This is a genomic window from Pseudomonas sp. OE 28.3 (genome assembly GCF_014268205.2).
Lineage (GTDB): Bacteria > Pseudomonadota > Gammaproteobacteria > Pseudomonadales > Pseudomonadaceae > Aquipseudomonas > Aquipseudomonas edaphica.
Map to the genome: position 1 here is coordinate 4,118,170 of NZ_CP077082.1, position 12,402 is coordinate 4,130,571.

Sequence of the window (12,402 nt, forward strand, 5' to 3'; positions counted from 1 at the left end):
GAACGTTGGCTGCGACCTATCGCCTCTTACGGTTTAAGGACGGGGCGCCGCGCAGGTAGAATACCCGCCACCTTACGCAAGATGCGACCCGCACATGACCGATCTGACGCTTTATCACAACCCGCGCTGCTCGAAATCGCGCGGTGCGCTTGAACTGCTCGAAGCCCGCGGCCTGACCCCGACCGTTGTGCGCTACCTCGAAACGCCGCTGGACGCCGCGCAACTCAAGGCCTTGCTCAGCAAACTGGGGATCAGCGCACGCCAACTGCTGCGCACCGGCGAAGACGAATACAAAACCCTCAACCTGGCCGACGCCAGCCTCAGCGAGGCGCAGTTGATTGCCGCGATTGCCGAGCACCCGAAGCTGATGGAACGCCCGATCCTGGCAACCGCCGACAAAGCCATCATCGGCCGCCCACCGGAAAACGTGCTGGAGTTGCTGCCGTGACCGCGCCCTATGTGCTGGTGCTGTATTACAGCCGCAATGGCTCGGTCAGCGAAATGGCTCGGCAGATTGCCCGCGGCATCGAGCAAGGCGGCCTCGAAGCCCGCCTGCGCACCGTACCGGCGATTTCCACCGAGTGCGAAGCCGTGGCGCCGAGCATCCCGGACGAAGGCGCGCTGTATGCAAGCCTGGATGATCTGAAGAATTGCTCGGGCCTGGCCCTGGGCAGCCCGACGCGCTTTGGCAACATGGCCGCGCCGCTCAAGTACTTCCTCGATGGCACCAGCAACCTGTGGCTCACCGGCGCACTCGTCGGCAAGCCAGCCGGCGTGTTCACCTCCACCGCCAGCCTGCACGGCGGCCAGGAAACCACACTGATGTCGATGCTGCTGCCGCTGCTGCACCACGGCATGCTGATCACCGGCCTGCCCTACAGCGAACAAGCCTTGCTCGACACCCAGGGCGGCGGCACGCCATATGGCGCCAGCCACCATTCCGGGCCGGACGGCAAACGCATGCTCGATCAGCACGAAATCACCCTGTGCCGGGCACTCGGCCTGCGTCTTGCCACCACCGCCACGCTGCTGGAGAACGGCCGTGGCCAGAAAACCTAAGGTCCTGCCACCCCAGGCGTGGCTGGAACCACGGGTCAAGGTGGCACGCGTACTGAGCTTGGTGGCTTTTTTAGGGCTGGTGGGCTTGCTGTGCGTGTATTACCTGTTCATCGCCGACCTGCACGGTGCGCGCCCGTGGGTGATCCTGCTGATCGAGCTGGTGCCACTGCTGGTGCTGGCGCCGGGCATGCTGCTGGGCAGCGCGCGCGGGCATTCGTGGATGTGCTTTGTGGTGAACCTGTATTTCATCAAGGGCGCACTGGCGGCATATGACCCGAACCGGCAGTGGTTCGGGGTGCTGGAGATGCTGGCGAGTCTGGCGGTGTTTTGTTCCGCGCTGTTGTATGTGCGGTGGCGGCATCAGTTGAATCGGCGGTTGGCGCAAGTCTGATAGGAATTTGGCGCCGGACAGTCAGTCTTCGCGAGCAAGCCCGCTCCCACATTCGACCGCATTCCAAAGTATGTACGCGGATAAATGTGGGAGCTGGCTTGCCTGCGATCGGATCAACTCAGTCTCAATGATTCACCGTGTAGGCCAGCATCATCGACAACTGACACATCGGCCGCCCACTCTCGGCGTGCCATTGGTTAAACGCGCCCTGCACCGTCGCCAAATCCCGCAGGCTGGTCGGCGCCTTGTCGACGATCTTCTGTGCATTCAAGGCCGCGACCACGTCATCACTCGGCACAAACGTGTCCTTGCCGACCATGCGCAAAAAGCGCGGCGCCGACAGCCCGCCCAACTGGTGGCCGTGCTTGCTCAGGTACTTCCACAAGCTGACGATATCAGTCACCGGCCAGTCGGCGATAAACGCGCCAAAGCTGCCTTTTTCCTGCTCAATGTCCAGCATCATCTGCGCATTGCGCGGCACACTCTTGAGCTTGCCCAGGTGGCGGATGATGCGCGTGTCCTGCATCAAGCGTTCCAGGTGCTCGGCGCCCATCAGCACGACTTTTTCCGGGTCAAAACCGAAGAATACCTGCTCGAACGCCGGCCATTTTGCATCCACCACGCTGTGCTTCAAGCCCGCGCGAAATACCCGCAGCGCCAGGGTCGACAGGTAGCGATCATCACTGATCTTGCGCAATTGCGCCGGGGTCTTGGGTACAGGCAGGTGGGCTTCCAGCTCGGCCGCTGAACCAAAGCGGTTCAGACAATATTCGTGCAGCCACTTGTAATCGCGCATGCCCTCTCCTGGCAGTTGAATTGAAAACGGCGCCCGTGAGCGCCGTCTTTCAGAGCATTGAAACGTCTTAGAGGTTCACCACATTGACGAAGCGCGAAGCGGCGGTCTCGTCAATTTTAAGGCTGGTGAAATCGAACAGGTTGCGGTCGGCCAGTTGCGACGGCTGCACATTCTGCAAGCTACGGAAGATGCTTTCGGTGCGGCCTGGGGTTTTGCGCTCCCAGTCCACCAGCATGTCCTTGACCACCTGGCGCTGCAGGTTTTCCTGGGAGCCACACAGGTTGCACGGGATGATCGGGAATTGCTTGAAGTCGGAGTAAGCCTGGATGTCTTTCTCGTTGCAATACGCCAGCGGGCGGATCACTACGTTACGCCCGTCATCGGCGCGCAGCTTGGGCGGCATGGCCTTGAGCGAGCCGTTGAAGAACATATTGAGAAAGAAGGTCTCAACGATGTCGTCACGGTGGTGCCCCAAGGCCATCTTGGTCGCGCCGATCTCATCGGCAAAGGTGTAAAGCGTGCCACGGCGCAGGCGTGAGCACAGCGAGCAGGTGGTTTTGCCCTCGGGGATCAGCTCCTTGACCACCGAATAGGTGTCTTTTTCGACAATGTGGTACTCCACGCCCAGCTCTTTGAGATAGGCCGGCAGCACGTGCTCCGGGAAGCCCGGTTGTTTCTGGTCCATGTTGACGGCGACGATCTCGAACTGGATCGGCGCGACCTTTTGCAGGTGCAGCAGCACGTCGAGCAGGGTGTAGCTGTCTTTGCCGCCGGAGAGGCAGACCATGACCTTGTCGCCGTCCTCGATCATGTTGAAATCGGCGACCGCTTCCCCGGCCAGGCGACGCAGGCGTTTTTGCAGTTTGTTCTGGTTGACCGTAAGAGTGCCCATGGCGCTTGGATCCGCTAGAGGTGTGTGACGAAAAGCGCAGCATTTTACGCAAAAATACTTCAATGGGCGACGCCGATCCAATGTGGGAGCTGACTTGCCTGCGATGGCGGTGTGTCAGCAACTAATACATCACTGATCCACCGCTATCGCAGCGATGCGGCGACCCGACAAGCCAGCTCCCACAGTAGCCCCAGTGGTCACTGACAGACCTCACCGCGATTAGCGCCCATGTTTACAGCGCAATTTGCTCTAAAGCCCTACAGTTTTTCCGGTCATCACTTCCTATACTGCGACGTAAGGTCGCACAACTATCCAGGACCTTATGTGGCCATTTGGCCCGTGGGCGCTCCGATGGGGGGCGATGGTAATAACGACAGGAGTGACTGGCATGATCCATCACGTCGTGGGGCTGTTTACCCATCCCGACCAGGAATGGCGGGAAATTCGTGGCGATAAGGAAGAAAGTATCGGCCACATGTACCTCACTCACACTTTGATTCTCGCGGCGATCCCCGCCGTATCGGCCTTTATCGGCACCACCCGGGTCGGCTGGGTGATCGGCAGCCGCGCCCCGGTCATGTTGACCCAGGAAAGTGCGTTGTGGATGACCCTCATGTCCTACGCGGCGATGCTCGGCGGCGTGGCGGTGATGGGCGCATTCATCCATTGGATGGCCCGCACCTACGACGCCAGCCCCAGCATGGCGCGCTGCGTAGCGTTTGCCACCTACACCGCGACCCCGCTGTTTATCGGCGGGCTGGCGGCGCTCTATCCGCATATGTGGCTGGGCATGGTCGTGGGCACGGCGGCTATCTGCTACACGGTGTACTTGCTGTATGTGGGGCTGCCGACGTTTATGAACATCGACCCGGACGAGGGCTTTCTGTTTTCCAGCTCGGTTTTGGCCGTGGGCCTGGTGGTACTGGTGGCAATCATGGCGTTTACCGTGATCGTCTGGGGGCTGGGCGTAGGCCCGATCTACACCAACTAAGCTGATCAACCGCAGGCAAAGCCACCGCAAGGTGGCTTTGTGCGTCATGCATGACCATTCGGCGCCTGACAGATTCGGAAACACCTGCTTTTGCGGCATACTGGACGTCTCTGGAGATATGGTCAGCATGCCCGAGCAACTCAATACCCGCGTCGAAGATTGTTTCCTACAAGCCGAATCCTTTTTTAAACGAAGCTTCAAACGCCCCCAGGTCAGCCTCAAGCTGCGGGGCCAGAAGGCCGGTGTCGCGCATTTGCACGAGAACCTGCTGCGCTTCAACCCACAGTTGTACCGCGAAAACAGCCAGCACTTCCTCAAACAGACCGTGGCCCATGAGGTGGCGCATCTGATCGCCCACCAGTTGTTTGGCGAGCGCATCCAGCCCCATGGCGAGGAATGGCAATTGATCATGCGCGGGGTTTACGAACTGCCGCCGGATCGTTGCCACACTTATGAGATCAAGCGCCGCCAGGTGACCCGGTATATCTATCGCTGCCCGTGTGCCGACAGCGATTTCCCGTTTTCGGCCCAGCGGCATGGGCTGGTGAATCAGGGGCGGCGGTATTTGTGCAGGCGGTGTCGGCACACCTTGGTATTCACCGGGGAAACTCGGGTGGAGTAAGGGCCTCATCGCAGGCCCGATCAGTCACCCAACAACCTTGGCCCGCCGCAACTCGGCTATCCGCTGAGTACTGAACCCCAACTCAGCCAACACCTCATCACTGTGCGCCCCCACGGCAGCGCCAATATGCCGAGGCTGCGGCAACCCCTCGGAAAACTTCAGCGGGCAAGCCAGTTGCGCCTGGGTCGAGCCATCACCCCGGGGCACCTGGCTGACCAGCTCGCGCGCCTTCAACTGTGGGTGCTCCAGCGCTTCACTCAGGCTCAGCACCGGTTCGACACACGCATCCACCCCGGCGAACAACTCACACAGCTCGTCAAAGCTGCGCTTCTCAAACTCGACCTGTAACGCCAGCTTCAGGGCTTTTTGCTGCTCGGGTTTCAAGCTTTGCATGGCCAGCTCCGGCCTTCCCAACGTTTCGCACAATTGCCGCATAAACGCCGGTTCCAGGCTACCCACCGACATCCAGCGCCCATCACGCGTGCGATAGTAATCGTAGAAGCTGCCGCCGTTGAGCACATGGCTCTCCCAATCCGGCTCGACCCCACAGGCCAGGTAGCCCGCACCGGCCATGGCATTCAGGCTGAACGAGCAATCGGTCATGCTCACATCCAGGTATTGGCCGACGCCACTGTGCTGGCGGGCAATAACGGCGGCGAGCAACCCCACCACAGCGTGCAACGAACCACCGCCGACATCCGCCAATTGCACGCCCAGCGGCAACGGCCCGCTGTCCTGGCGGCCGGTGTAACTGGCCACGCCGGCCAACGCGAGGTAGTTGATATCGTGCCCGGCGCGGTCTTTATAAGGCCCGGTTTGACCGTAGCCGGTGATCGACACATAAATCAGCCGGGGGTTGAGCGCCTTCAGCGCCTCATAACCCAGGCCCAGACGCTCCATTACCCCAGGCCGGAATTGCTCAAGGACAATGTCATAGTCCTTGACCAGCTCACGCACGATCTGCAGCGCTTCGGCCTGCTTGAGGTCCAGTGCCAGGCTGCGCTTGTTGCGATTGAGGTACGCGTGGCTCGCCGAGGTGCCCTGGTCATGGGGCGGCAGCACGCGTAACAGGTCCATACGCGTGGGCGATTCAATACGCAGCACCTCGGCACCCATGTCCGCCAGCAACAAGGACGCGAACGGGCCAGGCAGCAAGGTGGAAAAATCCAGCACTTTGAGGGACGCCAAGGGACCTGACATAAAGACTCCATTTGGGTAGCGACTGCCCACAGCCTAGGCAGCCTTGCGCCTGGCGGCAATCGTCAGAACGATCAGCGACAGTGACCGTTTTGATCACGGCGGGCTTTTTCGCGGCGGCGGCTTTATCATTGGCTCAGGTTTGCTTGCAGAGTGTTCCATGAAGTTTGCGATTGCAGTATTTTCCGCCGCCCATGCGCCCTCCTCGCGCCGCGCCTTGCTGTTCGCCCAGGCAGCGCTTGCCGGTGGGCATGAGATTGTGCGGCTGTTTTTTTATCAGGACGGCGTGTACAGCGCTGCCAATAACATCGTTGCGCCCCAGGATGAGCAGGACATTGCCCGCAAGTGGCGTGAGTTTGTCAGCCTGCATCAGCTCGACGGCGTGGTGTGCATCGCCGCCGCCTTGCGCCGTGGCGTACTCAATACTGAGGAAGCCACGCGTTATCAACGCAGCGCGGTGAACCTCGACGCGCCGTGGGCGTTGTCGGGCCTGGGGCAATTGCATGACGCCATCCAGGCTGCCGACCGCCTGATCTGTTTTGGAGGGCCGTGAGATGGCCAAGTCTTTATTGGTGATCAGCCGCCAGGCACCGTGGTCCGGGCCAAGTGCGCGCGAGGCGCTGGATATCGTATTGGCCGGTGGCGCTTTTGACCTGCCGATCGGCCTGCTGTTTATGGACGATGGCGTGTTCCAGCTGGCAACCCATCAGGATGCCAAGGCCGTGCAGCAAAAAGACCTCAGCGCCAACCTGCAGGCGTTGGGCCTGTTCGGCATTGATGATGTGTTTGCTTGCAGCCACAGCCTTGCCGAACGCAGCCTCGCAACACCTGCCAGCGCGCAGGCGCTGGACAGCGCCGCGATCGCCGAATTGATTGACCGTTATGACCAGGTGATGACCCTCTGATGTCGACTTTGCATGTGGTATCTCACTCCCCATTTACCGATAGCCGCCTGGCCAGTTACCTGCGCGTGTGCGGCGCCGAGGACGCTATCCTGCTGTGTGGCGATGGCGCCTACGGCCTGCACAACGCAGCCCTGCAAACCCGGGGCGTGAAGGTCTTTGTCCTGGCCGAAGACATGCAGGCACGCAACCTGCCCCTGCCGGACTGGGCCGACAGCGTCGATTACCCAGGTTTTGTGCAGCTGTCGATCGACTACAGCAAGGTCAACACCTGGCTATGAACACCCTGACCGTAGGCGAACGCACGCTGGAACTGGACAAGGACGGCTACCTCGTCGACCTGGATGACTGGTCCATCGACGTGGCCAATGCCCTGGCCGCCGCTGAATCCCTGGAATTGACCGCCGAACATTGGGAAATCCTCGAACTGCTGCGCGGGTTTTACGCAGAATTTCAGCTGTCCCCGGCCACACGCCCGTTGATCAAGTACACCGCTTTAAAGCTCGGCACGGACAAGGGCAACAGCCTGCACCTCAACAAACTCTTCAATGGCACCCCCGCCAAACTTGCCGCCAAGCTGGCGGGCCTGCCCAGGCCGACGAATTGCTTATGACCGACTTTGCCCCGCTGACCCTTGAAACCCCCGCCGAGCACCCGTTTGCGCAGTTCGTGCGCATCCTGGGCAAAGGCAAGCGCGGCGCGCGCAACCTCACCCGTGAGGAAGCCCGCGAAGCCATGGGCATGTTGCTCGACGAAAAAGTCGAAGACACCCAGCTCGGCGCCTTCCTGATGCTGCTGCGCCATAAGGAAGAAAGCCCGGAAGAGCTCGCCGGTTTCACCGAAGCCGTGCGCGAGCGCCTGAATGCGCCAGCGCTGAATGTGGATGTCGATTGGCCGACCTACGCCGGTAAAAAACGCCACCTGCCATGGTATCTGTTGGCGGCCAAGTGCCTGGCGCAAAATGGTGTGCGCATACTGATGCACGGCGGTGGTGCCCATACGGCGGGCCGCTTGTACACCGAGCAATTGTTGCAAGGCCTGCAAATCCCGCTGTGTCGCAATTGGCAACAGGTCGAGACGGCGTTCGAGCAAGGCAACCTGGCGTTTCTCCCGCTGGGTGACTGGGCGCCACAACTGCAACGCATGATCGATTTGCGTAACACCTTGGGCCTGCGCTCACCGATTCACTCCCTGGCGCGCCTGCTCAACCCGCTGAATGCACGTTGCGGCCTGCAAAGCATTTTCCACCCCGGTTACCAGGGCGTACACCGCGATGCCAGCGGCCTGCTGGGCGATAATGTGATTGTGGTGAAGGGTGATGGCGGCGAAGTCGAGATCAACCCGGACACCCTCAGCCATTTGTATGGCACCACTGGTGGCCAGAGCTGGGACGAAGAGTGGCCCGCCCTCTCCGCCCAGCGGCACGTCAAACCGGCCAGCCTGGAACCCGAGCATTTAAAAGCCTTGTGGCGCGGTGATGTCGAGGACAGTTACCCGCAACTCGCGCTGATCGCAACCATGGCCCTGGCCCTGCGCGGCCTCGGCCACGCTCGGGAACAGGCGTTCGAATTGGCCCAGCAATACTGGGATGCGCGGGACAAATCGATTTAATCGATGATTCCCGCCCGGTCTTTGCGCTTTTAGTTCGAACTCATCCCTTTAGACTGGGCTCCAACGCTTATTAGCCAAGGAGCCAGTCATGGGTTTGCTGATCGAAGGACACTGGAAAGACCAGTGGTACGAAAGTAGCGCAGACGGCGCGTTCCAGCGCGAGCAGGCGCAACGCCGCAACTGGGTGACCGCCGATGGCGAGCCTGGCCCCAGCGGCGACGGCGGTTTCAAGGCCGAAGCCGGTCGTTACCACCTGTATGTGTCCCTGGCTTGCCCGTGGGCGCATCGCACGCTGATCCTGCGCAAACTCAAGGGCTTGGAAAGTTTGATCGACGTGTCCGTGGTCAGTTGGCTGATGCTCGAAAATGGCTGGACCTTCGACAAGGCTCACGGCTCGACCGGCGACAAACTCGACGGTTTCGACTTCATGCACCAGCGCTACACCGCCGATACCGCCACCTACACCGGGCGTGTCACCGTGCCAGTGCTGTGGGACAAAAAGCTCAAGCGCATCGTCAGCAATGAATCGGCGGAGATCATCCGCATGTTCAACAGCGCGTTTAACCGGTTGACCGGCAATACTCTGGATTTCTACCCCGAAGCCCTGCGCTCGACAATCGATACGCTGAACGAGCGCATCTACCCCGCAGTGAACAATGGCGTGTACCGGGCAGGGTTTGCCACCTCGCAGCAGGCGTATGAAAGTGCATTTGATGATGTGTTTGCCGAATTGGATCGCCTGGAACAGCACTTGGCTGAGCAGCGCTACCTGGCCGGTAAATACCTGACCGAAGCCGATGTGCGGCTGTTCACCACGCTGATTCGCTTTGATGCGGTGTATTACAGCCACTTCAAATGCAACCTGCGGCGGATTGCCGATTATCCGAACTTGTCGAACTGGCTAAGGGAGTTGTATCAGTGGCCGGGCGTGGCCGAGACGGTGGATTTTGCGCATATCAAGGGGCATTACTATGCGAGCCATCGGACGATCAACCCGACCGGGATTGTGCCGAAGGGGCCATTGCAGAGGTTTGATGCCGAGCATGATCGGGCGCGGTTGAGCGGTAAAGGTGTCTGGAACTGAAAACACCTTGTGGCGAGGGAGCTTGCTCCCGTTGGGCTGCGAAGCGGCCCCAATAAAAACACCGCGTTCTGCCAGGCAAAACGCGGTGTTTGGTTTTAGGGCCGCTTCGCAGCCCAACGGGAGCAAGCTCCCTCGCCACATTAAGATCACTCACCACAGCGGCGATGTCAGACCTGGGATTGCGCGCCTTCAAACCACTTGAGCTTCTCGCGCAACACCACCACCTCACCGACAATCACCAGTGTCGGCGCATGCACTTCATGCTCCGCCACCATGCGTGGCAAGTCCGCCAGCGTGCCAGTAAACACGCGCTGGTTGGACGTGGTGCCCTGCTGGATCAACGCCGCCGGTGTATCCGCCGCGCGCCCGTGCTTGATCAGTTGCTCACAGATGATCGGCAAGCCAATCAGGCCCATGTAGAACACCAACGTTTGCGACGGCCCTACCAGGTCCTGCCAAGGCAGGTCCGACGTCCCGTTCTTTAAGTGCCCGGTGATAAAGCGCACCGACTGCGCATAGTCACGATGCGTCAGCGGAATCCCCGCATACGCCGCGCAACCGCTGGCCGCCGTAATCCCCGGCACCACCTGGAACGGGATGCCATGGGCCGCCAGTTCCTCGATCTCTTCGCCGCCACGGCCGAAGATGAACGGATCGCCACCTTTGAGTCGCAGCACGCGCTTGCCCTGCTTGGCCAGGTCCACCAGTTGCTGGTTGATCTGATCCTGCGGCACGGCATGGTCGGCGCGACGCTTGCCGACATAGATACGCTCGGCATCACGGCGGCACAACTCAAGAATCGCCGGGGCCACCAGGCGGTCATACAGCACCACATCGGCTTGCTGCATCAGACGCAAGGCGCGGAAGGTCAGCAAGTCCGGGTCACCTGGGCCTGCACCCACCAAATAGACCTCGCCCGGCGCGTGCGGCGGCGCGCCGTTGACCTTTTCGATCAACAGACGCTCAGCTTCATCGCCCTGCCCAGCCAATTGACGGTCGGCGATCGGGCCTTGGAACACTTCTTCCCAAAAGGCCCGACGCTGCTGCACATCCGGGTACAAACCTTTGACCTGGGCGCGAAAACGCGCTGCCAAACCGGCCAATTGGCCATAGGTCGACGGAATCCAGGTTTCCAGCTTGGCGCGGATCAAACGCGCCAGCACCGGCGCATCGCCGCCGCTGGACACCGCAATCACCAAGGGTGAACGGTCGACAATCGCCGGGAAGATCACGCTGCACAAGGCTGGCGCGTCCACCACATTGACCGGTACGCAGCGACGCTTGGCATCGCTGGACACTTGCGCGTTCAGCGGCTCGTCGTCCGTGGCCGCGATAATCAGCACGCAGCCGTCAAGGTCTGCCTCCTGATAACCGCGCAGAATCAGGTCCCCGCCACTGCCCAGCACCAGTTCTCGCAACTGGTCTTCGATCTGGGGAGCAACCACCCGCAGCAACGCACCGGCGTCGGCCAGCAGCCGGGATTTGCGCAAGGCAATCTCCCCGCCACCGACGACCAACACACGACTGCCGCGCAGGTTATGAAACAGCGGCAGAAATTCCATTTAGCCGATGACCTCAACGCCGCCCATGTACGGCTTGAGCACTTCCGGCACGCGGATGGAACCGTCGGCCTGCTGGTAGTTTTCCAGCACGGCCACCAGGGTACGGCCTACGGCCAGGCCCGAACCGTTGAGGGTGTGTACCAGTTCCGGCTTGCCGGTTTCCGGGTTACGGAAACGCGCCTGCATGCGACGGGCCTGGAAATCACCGCAGTTGGAGCACGACGAAATTTCGCGGTACTTGTCCTGGCTCGGCACCCACACTTCGAGGTCGTAGGTTTTTACAGCGCTGAAACCCATGTCGCCGGTGCACAGCGCCAGTACACGGTAAGGCAGCTCCAGCAGTTGCAGGACGCGCTCGGCGTTGGCGGTCAGGCCTTCCAGGGCTTCCATGGAGGTCGACGGTTCAACAACCTGCACCATTTCAACTTTGTCGAACTGGTGCTGGCGGATCATGCCGCGCGTGTCACGCCCCGAAGCGCCGGCTTCGCTACGGAAGCACGGGCTGTGGGCCACGAACTTGATCGGCAGCTGCTTGGCGTCGAGGATTTCGCCGGCGACGATGTTGGTCAGCGACACTTCGGCGGTCGGGATCAGGTACAGGTCGGCTTCGCCGTCGCGGCTGATCTTGAACAGATCCTCCTCGAACTTAGGCAATTGGCTGGTGCCCATCAGCGCCGGCGCCTGCACCAGATACGGCGTGTAGGCTTCTTCGTAGCCGTGTTCAGCGGTGTGCAGGTTGATCATGAACTGCGCCAGGGCACGGTGCATGCGCGCGATCGGGCCGCGCAGCAGAGCAAAGCGTGCGCCGGACATTTTGGCGGCCGTTTCGAAATCCAGGCCGCCGGTCAGTTCGCCCAACGCAACGTGATCCTTGATCTCGAAATCAAAGGCTTTTGGCGTGCCCCAACGGCGCACTTCGACGTTGCCGTCTTCGTCTTCACCAATGGGCACGGATTCGTGCGGAATATTCGGGATGCCCAGCAGGATCGAATCCAGCTCGGTCTGAATGCCTTCCAGCTCGACTTTGCCGTCGGACAGCTCGGTGCCCATGCGCTCGACGTCCGCCATCAACGGCGCGATGTCTTCGCCACGCTGCTTGGCCTGACCGATGGATTTGGAACGCGCATTACGCTCAGCCTGCAGTGCTTCGGTGCGGGTCTGGACGGTCTTGCGCTGTTCTTCCAGCGCTTCGATGCGCGCAACATCCAAGGCAAAGCCACGGGATGCCAGGCGGTCCGCTACGTCCTGAAGGTTGCTACGTAACAGTTTGGAATCGAGCATGTCGGTCTCTCGTT

At 60.8% G+C, this 12,402-nt stretch carries 16 protein-coding genes; 11 read left to right on the plus strand and 5 right to left on the minus strand.

Annotated elements, in window-relative coordinates; translation table 11 throughout:
• Positions 1-94: 94 nt before the first annotated feature.
• Genes arsC through HU759_RS18380 form a run of 3 tightly spaced genes read left to right on the plus strand, consistent with a single transcriptional unit; the run spans position 95 to position 1,450 of the window.
• Entirely contained in the window at positions 95-448 is a 354-nt protein-coding gene (gene arsC, locus HU759_RS18370; protein ID WP_169988278.1) for an arsenate reductase (glutaredoxin), read from the plus strand.
• A complete protein-coding gene (gene wrbA, locus HU759_RS18375) occupies positions 445-1,059 on the plus strand; it encodes an NAD(P)H:quinone oxidoreductase (RefSeq protein WP_138450910.1) in 615 nt (204 codons plus the stop codon). Before arsC ends, wrbA begins: the two co-directional genes overlap by 4 nt.
• Positions 1,043-1,450 (plus strand): DUF2069 domain-containing protein, encoded by a 408-nt coding sequence (locus HU759_RS18380; RefSeq protein WP_099548016.1) that lies wholly within the window; start codon positions 1,043-1,045, stop codon positions 1,448-1,450. Before wrbA ends, HU759_RS18380 begins: the two co-directional genes overlap by 17 nt.
• Before the next feature lie 124 nt (positions 1,451-1,574).
• On the opposite strand, the gene HU759_RS18385 is transcribed toward HU759_RS18380, so the two are convergent.
• Positions 1,575-2,246 (minus strand): DNA-3-methyladenine glycosylase I, encoded by a 672-nt coding sequence (locus HU759_RS18385; protein ID WP_099548017.1) that lies wholly within the window; start codon positions 2,244-2,246, stop codon positions 1,575-1,577.
• Positions 2,247-2,313: 67 nt separating this feature from the next.
• A complete protein-coding gene (ttcA, locus tag HU759_RS18390) occupies positions 2,314-3,138 on the minus strand; it encodes a tRNA 2-thiocytidine(32) synthetase TtcA (RefSeq protein WP_186617688.1) in 825 nt (274 codons plus the stop codon).
• 388 nt (positions 3,139-3,526) lie between these two features.
• On the opposite strand from ttcA, the gene HU759_RS18395 reads away from it, so the two are divergent.
• Positions 3,527-4,129, plus strand: a complete 603-nt coding sequence (locus HU759_RS18395; RefSeq protein WP_099548019.1) for a Yip1 family protein — start codon at positions 3,527-3,529, stop codon at positions 4,127-4,129.
• Between the two features lie 127 nt (positions 4,130-4,256).
• Complete coding sequence (locus HU759_RS18400) at positions 4,257-4,751, plus strand: SprT family zinc-dependent metalloprotease (protein WP_026013658.1); 495 nt, start codon at positions 4,257-4,259, stop codon at positions 4,749-4,751.
• 24 nt (positions 4,752-4,775) lie between these two features.
• Here the strand turns inward: HU759_RS18400 and HU759_RS18405 are convergent, their stop codons facing one another.
• The gene (locus tag HU759_RS18405; protein ID WP_186617689.1) at positions 4,776-5,951 is read right to left on the minus strand and encodes a CaiB/BaiF CoA-transferase family protein; all 1,176 of its coding nucleotides are present in this window, start codon (positions 5,949-5,951) and stop codon (positions 4,776-4,778) included.
• A 157-nt stretch (positions 5,952-6,108) separates the two neighbouring features.
• Between HU759_RS18405 and tusD the strand changes: the two genes are divergently transcribed.
• The 6 genes from tusD (at position 6,109) to HU759_RS18435 (ending at position 9,545) form a co-directional block, all read left to right on the plus strand.
• Positions 6,109-6,501 (plus strand): sulfurtransferase complex subunit TusD, encoded by a 393-nt coding sequence (gene tusD / locus HU759_RS18410; protein WP_138453903.1) that lies wholly within the window; start codon positions 6,109-6,111, stop codon positions 6,499-6,501.
• Position 6,502: 1 nt separating this feature from the next.
• Positions 6,503-6,853, plus strand: coding sequence for a sulfurtransferase complex subunit TusC (tusC, locus tag HU759_RS18415; protein ID WP_186617690.1), 351 nt, complete (start codon positions 6,503-6,505; stop codon positions 6,851-6,853).
• Positions 6,853-7,131, plus strand: a complete 279-nt coding sequence (gene tusB, locus HU759_RS18420) for a sulfurtransferase complex subunit TusB (RefSeq protein ID WP_186617691.1) — start codon at positions 6,853-6,855, stop codon at positions 7,129-7,131. The genes tusC and tusB overlap by 1 nt, the downstream gene beginning before the upstream one ends.
• Positions 7,128-7,463 (plus strand): TusE/DsrC/DsvC family sulfur relay protein, encoded by a 336-nt coding sequence (locus tag HU759_RS18425; RefSeq protein WP_017136585.1) that lies wholly within the window; start codon positions 7,128-7,130, stop codon positions 7,461-7,463. The genes tusB and HU759_RS18425 overlap by 4 nt, the downstream gene beginning before the upstream one ends.
• Positions 7,460-8,461: a glycosyl transferase family protein gene (locus tag HU759_RS18430; RefSeq protein WP_186617692.1), complete on the plus strand. Its 1,002-nt coding sequence runs from the start codon at positions 7,460-7,462 to the stop codon at positions 8,459-8,461. The genes HU759_RS18425 and HU759_RS18430 overlap by 4 nt, the downstream gene beginning before the upstream one ends.
• Before the next feature lie 88 nt (positions 8,462-8,549).
• The gene (locus tag HU759_RS18435; protein WP_186617694.1) at positions 8,550-9,545 is read left to right on the plus strand and encodes a glutathione S-transferase family protein; all 996 of its coding nucleotides are present in this window, start codon (positions 8,550-8,552) and stop codon (positions 9,543-9,545) included.
• Positions 9,546-9,712: 167 nt separating this feature from the next.
• Here the strand turns inward: HU759_RS18435 and cysG are convergent, their stop codons facing one another.
• Positions 9,713-11,107 carry a siroheme synthase CysG gene (cysG, locus tag HU759_RS18440; RefSeq protein WP_186617696.1) on the minus strand — a complete coding sequence of 465 codons (1,395 nt, stop codon included), beginning with the start codon at positions 11,105-11,107 and terminating at the stop codon, positions 9,713-9,715.
• Positions 11,108-12,388, minus strand: coding sequence for a serine--tRNA ligase (gene serS / locus HU759_RS18445; protein WP_017137498.1), 1,281 nt, complete (start codon positions 12,386-12,388; stop codon positions 11,108-11,110).
• Between the last annotated feature and the right edge of the window lie 14 nt (positions 12,389-12,402).